Here is a 14,852-nt window from a genome sequence, read left to right as displayed (position 1 = left end):
TGCAGGTCAGGCTCCGTTGTGCGTCGATGGCACATCCATGACGTCGTTCGCCTCCCTCGGCTTAAGCGCCTTTGTCCGTGGAAGCACGTCAATGGACCGCCGCGCCCGGGGGCCAGTCAACGCGCCCTGCGACCCGGCACCCGCAGCAATCTCAGTCAGCGGTGGGACCTCGGCGATCACTCGACCGAGCCTGATCGAGGAGGTGCGTCGCCTTGGCGTGTCCGGATTGCTCCGAGACGGCGGAATGGATGGTGGCTATCTCACCACCCGCTACCGGATCAGCCGCACCGTGCGCATCGATCCCGTCCGAGCCGATCCCGAATGAACAGGAGGTGATCTCACGAGACAGGGGAGACGGTCCACACCGTCACCAGCCTCGAAGCCCACCAGGCCGCTCCAGCCGAACTCGCCGCCGTCATCCGCAGTTGCTGGACCAATGGAGTCCCAGCACCGTGTGCGAGACATGGCCTACGCCGAGGACGCCGCCACCGTTCACACCGGCACCGCACCCCTCGCCCTGGCCACCTTCCACCACCTCGCCATCGGCCTACCGAAACCCTCGGAGCCGCCGACACAGCAAAGGCCATCCGGGCAATCCGCGACCAGCGCGGGCTGGCCCTCCCGCTCCTGGGCATCACCAACAAGCTTGGCACTCAGGACACTTGATCACGATCCGTACACCGAGCGGGTGTCCCCGTCATGGTCCAGGGGCTCGATCCGGTGCGCTATAGCGAAAGTCGGGGCGTCTCGGGCATCAGGCTCTTCGTGGGGGCGGACCACGAGGTTGCCCCTGCCGTTCTGGGAGCCGGGACAGACGGGGTCGGAGCCGGCCCCGGCGCGGATGACGGTTGGGGTGGGGGCTGCCGGGAGGGTCAGGTTGTCGGGAAGTCGCCGTTGGTGACGGCGGAGGTGAAGGCGGACCACGCCTCGGGGGAGAAGAGCAGGGCCGGGCCTTCCGGGTCCTTCGAATCGCGAACGGCCATACCGCCGTTGACGAGGTGGGCGCCCTCGACGCACGCGCCACCCCGGTTGTCGCTGAAGCTGGAGGTGAACCAGTCGCTCGCGAGCTGGGCCGCCTCAACGCAGTTGCCACCCTCAGCGTCGCTGTGCGAGGACGTGAACCACGTGACGCCGGTGAGGCGCGCGGCCTCTACGCAGTTGCCGCCGTGGTCGTTGCTGTGGCTGGACGTGAACCAGAGCGCTTCGGGCAGGGTGCTGGCCGAGATGATCGTCAAGGCTCCTCCTTGGTCGCTGCCTCGGGCCGAACCCCGGGTACGACGACGGCCCCGCCGACCATGGTGCGGGCGGCGGGGCCTGAGGTACAGGCGATGTCAGGCCGTCGGGAACTCGCCCTCACTCACGGCGGTGGTGAACGCGGCCCACGCCTCAGCGGCGAACAGCAGCGCGGGCCCATGCGGGTCCTTCGAGTCCCGAACGGCCATCCCACCCCCAGGCAGGCGGGCGCCCTCGACGCAGGCGCCACCGTGGTCGTTGCTGTAGGTCGACTTGAACCAGGAGGCTCCGGTCAGGGCGTCGGCCGTGATGGTCATCGGTATCAATGCTCCTTGATCGCTTGCTTGATCAGGCTCAGGGACTCCTTCGGTCCCGCAGCCAGGGCCCTCAGTTCGGAGAACGCGTCCGCGTACCGCTCAACGTCCGGCTCCGCACGCTTGACGATGGCGTCCGCCAGGTTCTCCAGGTAGACCATCGGCTTCAGCCCCAGCTTCTCCGGGAACTGGAAGACGAAGAACGCCCCGTTCATGCCCGGGTGATGTCCCGCACTGTACGGAACCACCTGCACATGGACGTTGGGCCGAGACTCCACCACCTCCACGATGTGGGAGAGCTGCTCGCGCATCACCCCGGAGTCCCCGACCCGCCGCCACAGCACCGCCTCGTTCATGATCGCTGTGAACTTTAGCGCCGGGTCCGTCCGGTCGAGGACTTCCTGACGCTTGGTGCGCATGGCGACGGACTTGTCGATGACGTCAGGCGGCAAGCCCTGGTAGGCCGCCTCGTGGATCACCCGAACGTATGCCTCGGTCTGGAGCAGGCCAGGTACGAACTCGGCCTCGTAGTTCTGGAGTGCCGTCGCCGTGGCCTCCAGGTCGAGGAAGGCCCGGAACCCCGGAGGGATCGCCTGCCGATGCTCGGGGGAAGCCCACCAGTCCTTGCGGGTCTTGGTGACGGTTGCGTAGTCGAGCAGCTCGCTCCGCAACTTCCCTTCCACGCCGTAGATCTCGCAGAGCGCCATGATGTCGGCCTTCTCGACGGTCGCGTTCTCGCCGGTCTCCAGGCGCGTGAGCTTGGACGGGCTCCAGATGAGCTTCTTGCACACCATCGAGCCCCTCACGTTCGCGGCGAGGCGGATCTCCCGTAACGCGCTGCCCAGCCGCAGCCGGCAGAGTGCCGGCGAGGCGGCCTCGATGTCGAAGTCCATGGCTACTCCTCTGCGTGAGGTCCAGTCTCCAGGCGGAAGTTCCGCTGGAGCAAGGAACTTTCTGCGCCACAGCAGAAAAGTCCGCTGGGGCGTGACGACACGTCACCCGGGCTCGGAAAAGCGCTCCGGAAGTTGACTCCCAGAATTCGCCCCCTTGGCTGCAACGCTAGCCGTTCAGGTGTCACTCTGAATGACAGTTGGCCACAAAGCGAGGCCGCATTGTTGCACCCTGTCACCGCCTGGGTATCGCAAACCCTCCCTAACTCCCCCAGAACGTAAGGCCTTTCGCGTCTCGTACGCACATATGGCGGGCCCGAAATATTTTTGTCGGGCCGATGGAAGGTACCACCATGAAACGGGCAACTCACCCCGCCTCCAGCTCCGTCCACGTCCCCCGTCCGTCGCAGACGCCCGCGCCCGGCTCCGGGTCCGGGTCCGAGAGCGAGTCCGACGCCGACTCCCACCCCGACCCCGTCTCCGACACGGACGCCGACACCACCTCCGTAACCGACACCGACCCCCACCTCGACGCCGCCTCCGGAACCGACACCGACACCGGACCTGACACCGAGGCCGGAACCGAGGCCGACGCGTACGTGGCATCCGCGTACGTCCTCGCGGAGGGCCCGTCCCCGACGGAAACCCCGCAGTGGGAGGAGCCGTTGGGCCCGGACGACCCCGAAGTGCTGGTGTCACAGGTGCCGTTGCGGTTGTGGCCCGCGACGGCCCGCAGCGTCAACCGGGCGCGGCACGACCTGGTGGCGACCCTGGATCGCTGGGAGTGCGGCGAGTTGGCCGATACCGCCTCGCTCGTCCTCTCGGAGCTGATGACCAACGCCGTGCGGCACGGCCGGGTGCAGGGGCGCAAGGTCGGCACCCAGGTGGTGCGCATCCCAGACGGCGTGCGGATCGAGGTCCACGACGCCCACGACAAGCGCCCCCGGGTGCGCGCGGCCCACCAGGACGACGAGCACGGCCGGGGCCTGGCCCTCGTCGACATCCTCACCGGCCACCGCTGGGGCGTCCTGGACCGCGAGGGGCCCGGCAAGCTCGTCTGGGCCGAGTGCACCCTCACCTCCCCGGCGATGGACCTCCCCGCGGCGTACTGAGCATGTCCGAGGTGGTGCCGCTGCCGGAGTCGCCCCGACCATGGGTACGCATGCTGACAGGTACTCGGTAGCCGGTGCCGCGCGCGCCCGGCCGTTGCAGAAGGAGCCCTTCCATGAGCACCGGAGTCCGGCAGATCGCCTCCATCACCAACGCCACTGCCCGCAGGCTCGTCGACGCCGCGATCGAGGCCGCGGAGGCCGCCGGCCAGCGCTCCGCGATCGCGGTGGTCGACGCCACCGGACAGCTGAGTGCCTTCGCCCGCATGGACGGCGCAGCGCTCCAGGCCGTCCAGATCTCCCAGGACAAGGCGTACAGCGCCGCCAGCTTCGGCATGCCGACCGGCCAGTGGCCCGAGGTCATGAAGGACGACACCCCGCTGACCGCCGGCATCTCGGCCATAGACCGCCTGGTCCCGTTCGGCGGCGGGCTCCCCATCGTCATCGACGGCGACGTCGTCGGCGGGATCGGCGTCGCCGGCGGGCACTGGAGCGACGACGCCAAGGTCGCCGAGACCGCCCTGGCCGCCCTGGACGCCACCGCGTAACGGCGCCGCCGGGACGGCACCGCGTCATGCCGTCTCGGCACGGCACCTCGGAACGCCCCGCGTCACGACCTCGGAACGCCCCGCGTCACGCCACCGCACGTCGCGTCGCGGGCCACCTCATCCACCGGCCTGGAACCGCCCTTGGAACAGCTGTGCGCCGACGGGCACGAGGTGCGCGAGGAGGATGTCGCGCGGCTGCCGCCCTCAGCGGGGCGCCACACGAACGTGCCGGGCCGCTGCTCCTTCGCCCTGCCGGAGAAGCCCGGAGGGCTGCGGCCCCCGGGCGACCCGGACACCGGCGCGTAAGTGCCAGTTGCCTCCGGCCCGAAGGCCGGAGGCAACTGGTCACGGAGGCGGGGGCGGGGTACCGCCCGCGGGTCAGTCCTTCGGGACGATGGCGTTCAGGATCGCCGATGTGACCTCGTCGGCGGCGTTGCGGTGGCCCTTGGCGTTGGGGTGGACGAGGGCCGGCCGGTTGTCGGTGTCGAGGACGCCTTCGACCCACTTGTCGGCATCACAGACGCTGTGGTTTTCGGAGGAGTCGTAGAGGTTGACGAAGGTGGCGGCGTCCTGGGTGGCGGTCGACTTCTCGATGGCCGTGTTGAGGGGCTCCAGGACGTCGGTGCGCAGCCAGTCCAGGTCACCGGGGGTGATCGAGAGGAACTGGTGAGGGTGGCCGTACTGGCACTTGGAGGTGTCCTTGGGGATGATCGTGGGGTAGCCGACGGTCAGGATCTTGGCGTTCGGGCCCTTCTCGTGGAGCTTGGCGAGCATCTGGTCGTAGTCGGTGCTGACCTTGGTCAGCCTGGCCGGGATGCCGGTGGCCAGGGCGTCCTTGCAGGGCGTGCCCTTCCCCTCAGTGCCCTGGCCCAGTTCCAGGCACTTGAAGAGGATGTCGGCGAACCCGAGGGTGTTGCCGCCCACGCCGACGGTGATCACGTCGGTGCCGGCATTGACCGCCTCGGACTGGGGCGGCACCGGGTCGAAGGGGGCCTCCGGGTCGGGGACGCCCGGCACGCTGCGGCCGACCGGCACCTGGGCGTGAGAGGTGACGTCCTCGATCGTGGCGGCGCCGCAACTGACGTTGGTCAGCTCGAAGAACGAGCCGAGGTCGCGTTCGATGACCTGGGGGTAGGACTGGTCGGTGCGCTCGCAGCCGTCGCGCGGAATTTCGAAGACGTCGCCGGCGGCCTGGACGACACCGGCGGTGTAGGAGTCGCCCAGAGCGACCCAGCTGTAGTCCGCTGCGGCTGCGGCCGGGGCTGCGGCGGTGAGCTGTGCGGGAACGACGGCGCCGGCGGTGAGCGCCACGGCCGAGCCCAGCAGGGCCAGGCGCGTGCGGATACTTGCCACGAATCCTCCAGGAACACGGTGTTGGCAATGCTTTGCCACCAGAAGGATAGTCACCAAGCGCACAAGATCCACTACATACAGTCGCGTTCGTGGTGTCCGGTGTGCGCACCGCTCGCGGCGGACGCGCCCCGGAACCAGTCGAGGCCACCCTCGGCGCCGACCGCCGCCGGGGACCGGCAGGCTGATCCGCCGCACCCGGGCCGGCCCCGCCGGCACCCCCGAGCGGCGCCGCCGTCCCGCGTCCGGCCGGGCGCCTGACGGAGTGGTCCGCCGGGACACGCGGCCGTGGGCCCTGGCGCCGGACCGGATGCGGTGGAAGGCTCGGCGGCATGTCGATCACGGTTCGGTCCGCCGAGCGCGCGGACGTCCCCGCGCTGGTCCGCCTGCGTCTCGCCAACGCCGAGGCACACGTACGGCTCGCACCCGACCTCTACCGGATTCCCGAGGCCGACACCGTGCGGCGGCACTTCGAGGGCCTCCTCGCGGACGGGCCCTCCGTACTGATCACCGTCGCGGAACTGGCGGGCGAGGTGGTGGGCATGTCCGAGGTGGTGCTGCTGCCCGAGCCGCCCGACCACCAGATCCTCCAGCCCCGGCGCGGAGCCGACCTGCACACCGTGGTCCTCGAAACCCACCGCGGCCAGGGTGTCGGGAGAGCGCTGGTCGCGGCGGCGGAACGCATCGCCTCGGCCCATGGCGCCGCCTTCCTGCACGCCGGGATCTTCACCCCGAACGCGGACGCCCTCGCCTTCTACTCGGCCTCCGGCTTCGGCCCGCGCGGCACCCTGCTGACCAAGGAGCGCGCGACGCCCTGACCTTGGGCGGGCCGGCCTCGGATGGTCAGAGACGGGGCAGCGTCGCGGAAGGCCCCGGGTAGTGCCCTTCCTCAAGGCGGAACACGTACCTGCGAAGGTCCCCGGCCAACCCGTCCGCGATGTACGCGGCGTAGTCCCGCAGCCCTTCGGCGGCCTCCTCCTCTTCGGCGTTGCCGCCGGCGGACCACGCGGACAGCAGCGAGGCCAGATCATCCGTGACCCGTCCGCGCTCCCGCCACCAGTCCCGGACGGACCCGGGGGTCCACCACCTGTCGCCGTCGCAGGCGTAGCCGCCGTACGGATCGCTCCGGGCCGCGTCCAGCAGGCCGAGGACATCGGCGGGGGTCGTCGGCTGGCGGTAGACGTACTCGCTCACGTACTCACCGCCGTAGAGCACATGGCGAGGCGCGTGCAGGCGGCCGGTCCAGCAGTTGTCAGCCGCTCCGGTGTAGAAGGGGCCCGGGACGTTCTGCCAGAGGCGGTCTTCCCAACGTCCGCCGAAGGACTTCTCCGGCTCGCCCTCAGGAAGAGCCGTCAGCGGGTCCCAGCCCACCGTCTGATCGATCACCCGCGCAGCGTATCTCCGGACGGGGGGGCGATCTGCTCGGGGCACGGGAAGCGATCTCCACCCGTGCTGCTGCCGCGCACACGGCGGCGGCCGGTCAGCCACGTACGGCAGCACGAGGCCGAACCCGTCAGATGTGGGCTCTGACCTGTTTCACGGGGTGTCCGAGCAGGGAGCCGAGCAGGGCGAGTTCCTCGTCGCCGAACCAGGTCCGTTCGGGGTTCCAGACTGCCGCCTCGAAGCGGGCGAATCCACAGGGCCAGTCGTACAGCAGTGCGTCCAGTGAGGTCGCGCCGCCACAACACGGGGCGTCGACCGCGAGGGTCGCGAAGCCGTCGTCGGCGTGGGATTCGAGGAGGTCCTCCCACCACCCGGCGTCGATCGAGTCCCCGCACAGCGGGCAGCCGATCCGCTCCAGGTTCGCGCCGCAGTCGACGGCGGTGACCACGTCGTGCCAGGTGATGTCGATCTCGACGTCCGCCTCGCTCGGCAGCCCGAAGGCCAGCTCCGCCAGGACAGCGGCGAGCCGCTCGCCTGCGGACCTCTCGGGCTGCCACAGCGGGTCGGTCGGGATCACCGAAAGGACGTCCTCGCTCATGATGCTCTCGATTCGCCGGTGCGGACACGCTTCTGGGCAGAGCGATGCTATCGATCACCCGTTCGATCTGCTCGGCTCCCCCGACTGACGTCCCGGCCGATCCCATGCCCCCCATCCGCCCCATACACCACGGCGCACCCCTCGCGCAGCAAAAGCGGCTTTGACTGAGCTTTCGTGCGGCCCGATGGAAGGCTGACGCTAGCTCGCCGACTTGGTCTAGACCTTCGGGGATCTCTGTTCCGATCCCCGTTCCGATCCCTGTTCTGGTCGCTGATCCGGTCGCTGATCCGGTCGCTGATCCGGTCGCTGATCGGGTCGCAGTTCCGGTCACTGATCCGGCGAGCCCGCACGGTCCCGGTCGGACCGGCACCCCCTCCGTCACACAGGAGCACACCATGCGCAAGAAGATCGCCGGCAGCGTCATCGGCCTCGGCGCCCTCTCCGCCGTCGTGCTGAGCACCGGCAGCGCCAGCAGCCACGGCTACGTCAGCACGCCGCCCAGCCGGGCCGCCCTGTGCGCGGCCGGGACCGTCACCAACTGCGGCGACATCCAGTACGAGCCGCAGAGCGTCGAGGGCCCCAAGGGCTTCCCGACCGCCGGGCCCGCCGACGGCAGCATCTGCAGCGGCGGCATCGCCCGCTTCGCGCAGCTCGACGACCCGCGCAACGGCGCCTGGCCCGCCACCAAGGTCACCGGCGGCCAGAAGTACACCTTCACCTGGAAGCTGACCGCCCAGCACTCCACCACCGACTTCTCGTACTACATCACCAACAACACCTACAACCCGAACAAGCCGCTCACCCGCTCCGAGATCAACCCCACGCCGTTCCTCAAGGTCGCGTACAACGGCGCTCAGCCGCCCACCACGGTGACCCAGCAGGGCACGATCCCCACCGGCCACACCGGCAAGCAGCTCATCGTCGGGGTGTGGACCATCGCCGACACCGGCAACGCCTTCTACTCCTGCGCCGACGTGCAGTTCTGACGCCACCCCAGTCCGCTCCTGCGACTGAGCGGCCTGGCTGACCGCCGGCCCACCTGGCCGAGGCGCGTCCGGACCCCACTCCGGACGCGCCTCAGCCGTTCCTCGCCGCGCGCTCTGCCCGCCCCCGGAAGCTCACCGGAGGCCCACCGGAGACCCAGCGGAACCGCCGCTCAGGGTGCGCGGGTTCCCCCGGTCGGCGGTGCGCGGCCGGGTGTCGGAGCCGGGCGCGCCGTGTCGGAGCCGGGCCGGGGAGGCGGGCTGGCAGGGTGGCGAACGGGCACCCGGGGGGCCGGCAGGGCAACGGAAGGGCTGAGGTCGTGGCGGAGGATGCGCGGGTGGACGTCCTGGTCGTCGGAGCCGGGCTCGCGGGCCTGGCCTGCGCCCGCGACCTGGTGGCCGCCGGCCGCACCGTACGGGTGCTGGAGGCCGGGGACGGGGTCGGCGGGCGGATGCGGACCGACCTGCGCGACGGCTTCCGGCTGGACCGCGGCTTCCAGGTGCTCAACACCTCCTACCCGCAGGTGGAACGGCGGCTGGCGCTGCGCCCGCTGCGGCTGCGGCCGTTCACGCCGGGCGTGCTGGTGGACACGCCGAAGGGGCAGCGCCGTTTCGCCGACCCCAGCCGCGCCCCGCGGATGGCCGGCGACCTGCTGCCCGGCCGGCTCGCCTCGGTCCGCGACCTGGCCGCGCTGACCGTGCTCAGCGCCCGCGCCCTGCTGCTGCCGCCCCGGACGCTGGTGCGCGGCACCGACCGTACGACCCGCACCGCGCTGGCCGCCGCCGGGTTCTCCGAGGAGATCGTGGAGACGTTCCTGCGGCCGTTCCTCTCCGGGGTGTTCCTGGAGGACGAGCTGGAGACGTCCAGCCGCTTCTTCCACCTGGTGTGGCGGTCGATGCTGCGCGGCACGCAGGTCCTGCCGGCCGACGGGATCGGCGCGGTCCCGGCGCAACTGGCCGGCGACCTGCCGCCGCGCGCCGTCGTCCTGGAGGCGCCGGTACGGGAGCTGTCCGACACCGGCGTCGTCACCGCGGACGGGCGCGAGCACGCCGCCCGCGCCGTCGTCGTCGCCACCGGGCCGGGCGCCGCGTCACGGCTGCTGCCGGACCTGCGGGTGCCGCCCACCCGCTCGGTCACCACGTACTACCACGCCGCCGGGTCCGCGCCGCTGGCCGAGCCGACGCTGCTGGTGGACAGCGCCCGGCGGGTGCTCAACACGGTGGTGCTCAGCGAGGTCGCCCCCACGTACGCGCCGCGCGGCGAGAACCTGGTGGCCACGTCCGTGCTCGGCACCGACGACTCGCCGGGCGCCGAGGCCCGGGTCCGCGCGGTGCTGGCCGAGCTGTACGGGGCCGACACCAGCCGGTGGAGCCTGGTCGCCGCCCGCCCGATCCTGGAGGCGCTGCCCGCGATGCCCCCGCCCTGGCCCTTCACCCGCCCCACCCGCCGGGGCCCGGGCCGCTACGTGTGCGGCGACTACCGGGCGACCGGCTCCCAGCAGGGCGCGATGGCCTCGGGCGCGCGGGCTGCCCGCGAGATCCTGGAGGACTGGGCGGGCCTGGCGGGCTGAACGCCAACGGCGCCCAGGCCCCTGCGGGGTTCGCGCCGACCGTGTCCCGGGCTGTGACCGGGGCCGTGACCGGGGCCGTTACCGGAGCCTGGAGCCGGGCCTGCCACCGGGGCAGGATCGCGGCTGAAACCCGGCCGCGCACTCTTTGCCATCTCTTTACAGCAGCCACCCGTACCGCGTCGTCTCTCCGTCTGATTCCGCACCGGAAGCCGCCGGGCGCCCCCGAAGGGGCCGTCGGACGGCCGATCGACAGGAGACTCCCCATGCGTACACGGTCCTTCCTCGCCGCCCTCGGCTGCGCGGCGGTGCTGTCCGTGGCGGGCGCCGGAACGGCTCTCGCCGACGCCGGCTCCTCCGCCACCCCGGCTCCCACCCCGACCCCGTCGGTCGGCGCGGTGTCGGGCGGCACCGGCTCGGGCGCCACCGCGACACCGTCGAGCACCGCCGCCGCGGTCCCGTCGGCCGTCCCGAGCACCGGCAGCTCCGGCACCGGCACCGGCTCGTCCAGCGGCGGCCAGGTCGTCGCGGTGCCCTCGGGTGCCCCCGACACCGGGGTGCCGACGCCTGCGGCCGGCACGTCGCACACCGCCGAGGAGGCGGCCGGCGCCGGGGTGCTGGTGCTCGGCGCGGGCGCGCTGGTGATGCGCCGCCGGCTCCAGGGCCGGGGCTGACCTTGCGGACCTCCCGGTCGGCCGCGCCGCCCGCGGTCCTCACCGCGATCTGCCTGACGGCCCTGCTGGCCGCCGGGTGCGGCGCCCCCGTGGCGCCCGACCCGGCGGCGGGGCCGACCGGGAGCACGGCCCCCGCACCCCCCTCGGCCACCGCACCCCCTTCGGTCACCGCCACCGCGACGGCGGCGCCGATCGCGCGGTCGGTGCCGGTGCGCCTGAGCATCCCCGCCATCGGGGTGGACACCCCGCTCATGCGGCTCGGCCTGGCCTCCGACGGGACCGTCGAGGTGCCGCCGGTCCGGGCGCACGCCCCGGCCGGCTGGTACAGCGGCTCGCCCACCCCCGGCCGGACGGGGCCGTCGGTGATCCTCGGCCACGTGACCGTGGGCCGGTACGGGGACGGGGTGTTCCTGCGGCTGTCCCGCCTGCGGCCGGGGGCACGCGTCGTCGTCCGGCTCAAGGACGGGCTGTCGGTGGCGTTCACGGTGGACGCGGTGCGCACCGTCGCCAAGGACCGGTTCCCCACCCAGGAGGTCTACGGCGACACCGACGACCCGGAACTGCGCCTGATAACGTGCGGCGGCCCGCGGACCGGCGACGGCTACCTCGACAACGTGGTCGTCTTCGCGTCGGCGGCCCCCTCGGCGCCCACGGCGTAGCCCCGGCCTCCCCCTCACCGCCCCATCACCTGGAGAGAGTTGAGCCGGTCCAAGGACAGGGCAGCCGCCGAGCTGTTCGCCGACCTCTACCCCGGTCTCGCCGGCTGGTGCCGCCGCCTGACGGACGACGACGGCATCGCCCACGAGATGGCGTCCGAGGCGTTCGCCCGCCTGTGGACGCACTGGACCGCCGTCGAGGAGCCCCGCGGGTTCCTCTACGTGACCGCGGCCAACCTGGTACGCGACCACTGGCGCAAGCTGGACCGCGAACGCCGGGCGGTGCGGCGCGCCCGCACCGAGGCCGCGCTGGCCCGGCAGCAGCCCGGCGCGGAGACCTCCGTCCCGGTGCGGCTGCTGGTCCAGTCGATGCCCGAACGGCTGCGCACCGCCGTCCTGCTGTACTACTACGCCGACCTGCCGGTCCGGGAGATCGCCCTGCTGACGAAGCGAAAAGAAGGAACCGTCAGGGCCGATCTGCACGCCGCCCGGGAGTTCCTCCGCGCCGGACTGGGAGAACACCTTGATCACGCCCGTTGAGCCCGTTGAGCCCTGGGACGACCCCCGCGACCAGGAGCTGGCCGTGCTGCTGCGCCAGGACCCCGGTCCGGCGGAGCTGGCACCGCCGCCCGGAGCGTTCCGGCGGGTCCGGCGGCGCGCGGCCCGGCGCCGGACGCTGCGCGCGGCGGCCGCGGGCGGCGCGACGGTCGCGGTGGTCGCCGTCCTGGCCGTGCTGTGGCCCACCACCACGGGCCCGCGTCAGACCCCCATGGCCCCGCTCACCCCGCCGGCCGCCACCGCCACCCCCACCGCCCGACCGCCACCGCGTCCGCCACGCCCACCGGCACAGCGACGGCGGGCGTCGAGACGACAGGGCCGCAGCCCACCCCGTCCCGCCTCCCGTCCTCCCCCGCGACCGTGTCAGGCGGCACAGGCAGCACCGGAACCGGCAACGGCGGTGGTAAGGGCAGCGGCGGGACGGGCGGCGGCAGGACGGGCGGCGCTCCCTGACCGCCCGCGCCCCGCGATCCCGTCAGCCGGTGCGGGAGATCCAGTCCTCGGTGTCCCGACGACGGTTCAGGCCCACGGCGGTGAACGTCCTCCCCGGTGCCCGCGACCGCGCCCAGCCGCCGAAGCGCCCGGAAGAGGGGGCTGCCGTCGGCGGAACCCGGCTCAGCGGAACTCGTGCACGACCTCGATCGGGCCGACGATGTGCGCGTTGAACTCGTCCAACTCCTCGGCCGGCACCCACAGCTCCAGGATCGTCCGGCCGCCCGCCTGCTGGACCGGGTACCTGCTCAGGAACTCCGACTCGACCTCGAAGCGCGTCACGAACCCGGCGCCGTCGTGCCTGACGTTCCAGTCCCGCGCGATCCGGACGGCGTAGTCCTCGTTCAGCACCGGGTAGAAGATCGGCTGCTCGGGCAGCCGCGGCGGCCACGCGCGCCACTCGGACCGGCGCACCAGCTCCAACTCCGCCGGCCCGGTGGGCCGCCACAGAGTCGTCGTCCCGCCGTGCCCGTCCATGGCGACCCCTTCCTCGCCGGCGGCCACCCTGCCGGACCACCCCGCCGCTCCGCACACTAACGCCGCCGGAACCCCCGTGACCAGGGGTTTTCCTCAGCGGTGCGGGCCGAGGAGGCGGGAGTAGAGGTCGAGCAGCGGCGCGGACTCGGTCTGCCAGGACCACTCGCGCAGCAGATCCGGGCGTTCGTACGCCTTGCGGTAGCGGCGCGGGTTGGTGAGCACCGCGCCGACCGCGCGGACGAAGTCCGCGGTGTCCCGGGCCCGGAAGACCTCGCCGTTGCCGGTGCCCAGGGTGGCCGCGGCCATCGCGCGCACGTCGGAGACCACCACCGGCAGCCGGGCGTGCGCGTATTCGTAGTAGCGGGTGGCCAGCACCATCTGGTGGTGCGAGAGCTGGTGGACGGGCAGCACGCCGATGTCCGCCGACGCGAGGAACCCGGAGACCTGGTCCACCGGCACGTAGGGCAGCACGTGCAGCCGCCCGTGCACACCCAACTGGGCTGCCCGGTCGCGCAGTTCGGCCATGTTCGGATCGTCCTCCGGGTCGGGGACGACGAACGCCGCGTGCAGGTCGTAGAGCTTCGGCAGGGCCTCGACGACGGTGTCGGCGCCCCGGTCCGGGGTGACCGGGCCGACGTGCACGAGCAGCGGCGTCTCCGCGCCCAGCCCGCAGCGGGCGCGCACACCGGTCTCACGGGCGGTACGGGCGGCGGCCTTGCGCGAGGTGATCCTGGAGCCGGACCCGAGAACGAGACCGGTACCGACCCCCGAGACGGTGCCGGAGCGGAGGACGGCGGCGGAGCCGACGGCGGAACCGACAGCGGTGGCGGAAGCGGAAGCGACGGCGGCAGCGGGCGCCGAGACGGGGACGGAGCCCGGACCGGGAAGGGAGCCCGGACCGGGAATGACCCGCACGTCGCCCCGGCGGACGGGCCTGGCCGGGGCCTCCGCGACGGAGAACGAGGCGCCCGACCCGCCCGGCCCGGCGGGGGCAGTGGACGCGGCGGAGGCGGGGCGGCCGGGAAGCGGCGGGGCGTTGCGGGCCACCACGGGCAGAGCCGGCAGCCCGTACTCCGCGCGGAGTTGGGCCGCGAGGCGGTTCCCCACCGTGACCACGCCGTCCGCCTCGCGGGCGAACATCCGCAGCAGCGCGTCGGCGGCGACCTGCCCGCGCCGGGTCTCGGCGGGGATGCGCGGGGGCGCGTCCCAGACGACCTCGACGCGGTGGCCGGAGCCCTCCGCCCGCAGCGCGGCCCGGATGCCCAGCGCGAGGGCGCGGGGGCCGAGCGCGTGCACGAGATGGGGGCGGACGGTGTCCAGGACCGGCCCGAACGCCGTCTCCTCGTCGAGCAGCCCCGGGTCGAGCCGCCGCCAGGCGCGGCGGCCGAGGAGCAGGCGGGCCGTCTCGGCGGCGAGGTCGTCCAGCCGGGCGCTGGGGCGGCGCCGGCTGCGTACCGCCGCCAGGTGCTGCGCGGCCCGCAGCCGGGTCCAGCCGGCCCGTACGGCGCACCGCGCGCCGGCGAACACGTGGGCGCAGCGGGCCAGGGCGCGCAGCGGTACGGCCCGGTGGACGACGTCGAGCTCGGCCGCCCGGGTGGCCAGCAAGGCGCGCCGGGCGGCGATGCCGGCGGTGCGGTGGGCGTGGGCCTCAGCGCTGCGGTAGGCCAGCGGCCAGCGCAGGCCGGGGTGCGGGCGGCGCTCCCGGTGGGTGCGGAGGGTGTCGGGCACGTCGACGTACCGGACCGCGACGCCGTCGGGCACGACGGCCGTGGGGCCGCACCCGATGAGTGTGACCCGGTAACCCGCCTCGTGCGCCGCGACCGCGACCCGCCACGCGCGCGAGTCCCCTGCGAGGGGGCCTGTCGTCAGCACCGCCACACGCCGGTGCTCTTTGGAGACCTCCGCCATTCCCGCATCTCACCCGACCCGGATGGCCGCGCTGTGACTCCCGCCCCAACGAGGGGCAAAACATATGTAGTTGATCTGCGTTCGAGCCGTTCTTCCAGCCCGTCGCGCGCC

At 72.8% G+C, this 14,852-nt stretch carries 18 protein-coding genes; 10 read left to right on the top strand and 8 right to left on the bottom strand.

Annotated elements, in window-relative coordinates:
- Nucleotides 1-37 precede the first annotated feature (37 nt).
- Complete coding sequence (locus BS72_RS36665; RefSeq protein ID WP_157856289.1) at nt 38-325, top strand: hypothetical protein; 288 nt, start codon at nt 38-40, stop codon at nt 323-325.
- Between the two features lie 547 nt (nt 326-872).
- On the opposite strand, the gene BS72_RS20940 is transcribed toward BS72_RS36665, so the two are convergent.
- The 3 genes from BS72_RS20940 to BS72_RS20930 all read right to left on the bottom strand — a co-directional run bounded on the left by BS72_RS20940 (nt 873) and on the right by BS72_RS20930 (nt 2,440).
- Nucleotides 873-1,235: a DUF397 domain-containing protein gene (locus BS72_RS20940; protein WP_232792484.1), complete on the bottom strand. Its 363-nt coding sequence runs from the start codon at nt 1,233-1,235 to the stop codon at nt 873-875.
- A gap of 96 nt (nt 1,236-1,331) precedes the next feature.
- Nucleotides 1,332-1,550 (bottom strand): DUF397 domain-containing protein, encoded by a 219-nt coding sequence (locus tag BS72_RS20935; protein WP_037912590.1) that lies wholly within the window; start codon nt 1,548-1,550, stop codon nt 1,332-1,334.
- 5 nt (nt 1,551-1,555) lie between these two features.
- A complete protein-coding gene (locus BS72_RS20930; RefSeq protein WP_037912587.1) occupies nt 1,556-2,440 on the bottom strand; it encodes a helix-turn-helix domain-containing protein in 885 nt (294 codons plus the stop codon).
- Nucleotides 2,441-2,790: 350 nt separating this feature from the next.
- Between BS72_RS20930 and BS72_RS35695 the strand changes: the two genes are divergently transcribed.
- The 3 genes from BS72_RS35695 to BS72_RS36660 all read left to right on the top strand — a co-directional run bounded on the left by BS72_RS35695 (nt 2,791) and on the right by BS72_RS36660 (nt 4,400).
- Nucleotides 2,791-3,549 (top strand): ATP-binding protein, encoded by a 759-nt coding sequence (locus BS72_RS35695; protein WP_107498840.1) that lies wholly within the window; start codon nt 2,791-2,793, stop codon nt 3,547-3,549.
- Nucleotides 3,550-3,662: 113 nt separating this feature from the next.
- On the top strand, nt 3,663-4,094 hold the full coding sequence (locus BS72_RS20920) for a GlcG/HbpS family heme-binding protein (protein ID WP_037912584.1): 432 nt from the start codon (nt 3,663-3,665) through the stop codon (nt 4,092-4,094).
- Between the two features lie 141 nt (nt 4,095-4,235).
- A complete protein-coding gene (locus BS72_RS36660; RefSeq protein ID WP_157856288.1) occupies nt 4,236-4,400 on the top strand; it encodes a hypothetical protein in 165 nt (54 codons plus the stop codon).
- Between the two features lie 72 nt (nt 4,401-4,472).
- Here BS72_RS36660 and BS72_RS20915 read toward each other — a convergent pair whose 3' ends face one another.
- Complete coding sequence (locus BS72_RS20915) at nt 4,473-5,447, bottom strand: SGNH/GDSL hydrolase family protein (RefSeq protein WP_198545928.1); 975 nt, start codon at nt 5,445-5,447, stop codon at nt 4,473-4,475.
- A gap of 329 nt (nt 5,448-5,776) precedes the next feature.
- On the opposite strand from BS72_RS20915, the gene BS72_RS20910 reads away from it, so the two are divergent.
- On the top strand, nt 5,777-6,262 hold the full coding sequence (locus BS72_RS20910; RefSeq protein ID WP_037912581.1) for a GNAT family N-acetyltransferase: 486 nt from the start codon (nt 5,777-5,779) through the stop codon (nt 6,260-6,262).
- A gap of 25 nt (nt 6,263-6,287) precedes the next feature.
- On the opposite strand, the gene BS72_RS20905 is transcribed toward BS72_RS20910, so the two are convergent.
- A complete protein-coding gene (locus BS72_RS20905) occupies nt 6,288-6,830 on the bottom strand; it encodes a hypothetical protein (protein ID WP_037912579.1) in 543 nt (180 codons plus the stop codon).
- 127 nt (nt 6,831-6,957) lie between these two features.
- Entirely contained in the window at nt 6,958-7,425 is a 468-nt protein-coding gene (locus BS72_RS20900) for a hypothetical protein (RefSeq protein ID WP_037912578.1), read from the bottom strand.
- A 395-nt stretch (nt 7,426-7,820) separates the two neighbouring features.
- On the opposite strand from BS72_RS20900, the gene BS72_RS20895 reads away from it, so the two are divergent.
- From BS72_RS20895 to BS72_RS20875, 5 genes are all read left to right on the top strand, one after another.
- Nucleotides 7,821-8,411: a lytic polysaccharide monooxygenase auxiliary activity family 9 protein gene (locus BS72_RS20895; RefSeq protein WP_037912576.1), complete on the top strand. Its 591-nt coding sequence runs from the start codon at nt 7,821-7,823 to the stop codon at nt 8,409-8,411.
- A 317-nt stretch (nt 8,412-8,728) separates the two neighbouring features.
- Nucleotides 8,729-9,979 (top strand): NAD(P)/FAD-dependent oxidoreductase, encoded by a 1,251-nt coding sequence (locus tag BS72_RS20890; protein ID WP_037912573.1) that lies wholly within the window; start codon nt 8,729-8,731, stop codon nt 9,977-9,979.
- A gap of 263 nt (nt 9,980-10,242) precedes the next feature.
- Nucleotides 10,243-10,650 (top strand): RodZ family helix-turn-helix domain-containing protein, encoded by a 408-nt coding sequence (locus BS72_RS20885; RefSeq protein WP_037912569.1) that lies wholly within the window; start codon nt 10,243-10,245, stop codon nt 10,648-10,650.
- A gap of 2 nt (nt 10,651-10,652) precedes the next feature.
- Entirely contained in the window at nt 10,653-11,309 is a 657-nt protein-coding gene (locus tag BS72_RS20880) for a class F sortase (RefSeq protein WP_037912566.1), read from the top strand.
- A gap of 39 nt (nt 11,310-11,348) precedes the next feature.
- Entirely contained in the window at nt 11,349-11,846 is a 498-nt protein-coding gene (locus tag BS72_RS20875; RefSeq protein ID WP_037912563.1) for an RNA polymerase sigma factor, read from the top strand.
- 633 nt (nt 11,847-12,479) lie between these two features.
- Here the strand turns inward: BS72_RS20875 and BS72_RS20870 are convergent.
- Nucleotides 12,480-12,833: a hypothetical protein gene (locus BS72_RS20870; RefSeq protein WP_037912561.1), complete on the bottom strand. Its 354-nt coding sequence runs from the start codon at nt 12,831-12,833 to the stop codon at nt 12,480-12,482.
- Between the two features lie 93 nt (nt 12,834-12,926).
- Nucleotides 12,927-14,741: a glycosyltransferase gene (locus BS72_RS38535; protein ID WP_037912558.1), complete on the bottom strand. Its 1,815-nt coding sequence runs from the start codon at nt 14,739-14,741 to the stop codon at nt 12,927-12,929.
- Nucleotides 14,742-14,852: the final 111 nt, after the last annotated feature.

The sequence above is a fragment of the Actinacidiphila yeochonensis CN732 genome, from assembly GCF_000745345.1.
In the GTDB taxonomy this organism is placed as follows: domain Bacteria; phylum Actinomycetota; class Actinomycetes; order Streptomycetales; family Streptomycetaceae; genus Actinacidiphila; species Actinacidiphila yeochonensis.
The sequence above is the reverse complement of the archived record's forward strand: the minus strand, read 5'-3'. Positions and strand labels throughout refer to the sequence as shown.